Below are 582 nucleotides of genomic sequence, written 5' to 3' on the forward strand. Positions count from 1 at the left end.
GGTTCATCACCCCGCGCGCGATGCTGGTGGGGATGGCGAAGCCCAGGCCGATGTTGCCGGCCATCGAACCGCGCGGATTGAAACTGGCGGTGTTGATGCCGACCAGCTSGCCSTKCAGGTTGACCAGCGCGCCRCCGGARTTGCCCGGRTTGATCGASGCRTCGGTCTGGATGAAGTTCTGGTAGCCCAGCCCGCGSAKGCCGCTRCGGCCCACCGCSGASACGATKCCCGAGGTSACSGTCTGGCYGAWGCCGAACGGRTTGCCGAYSGCSACCACGAAGTCGCCGACCTTGAGCTGGCTGGAATCGGCCAGCGGCAAGGCACTGAGGTTGCTGGCCTTGATCTTCATCACCGCGACGTCGGTGTCGGGATCGGAACCGACGAATTCAGCCTTGAAGGTGCGCTCGTCGGACAGCGTCACCGAGACCTCGTCCGCGCCTTCGATGACGTGGTGGTTGGTGAGGATCAGCCCGCGCGCCGCATCGACGATCACGCCCGAACCCAGCGACTCGTTGATCCGCTCCTGGGTGAGCTGCGGAAACATGCGGCGGAACACCGGATCGTTGGCGAACGGCCCCACGC

At 65.7% G+C, this 582-nt stretch carries 1 protein-coding gene; it reads right to left on the reverse strand.

All coding sequences use genetic code 11. The features are described from left to right. Positions 1 to 582, reverse strand: a 582-nt coding sequence (locus ACXJKJ_RS31430; RefSeq protein WP_457395579.1) for a S1C family serine protease, incomplete at both ends; no start/stop codon positions are given.

Source organism: Roseateles sp. P5_E1 (assembly GCF_054049335.1).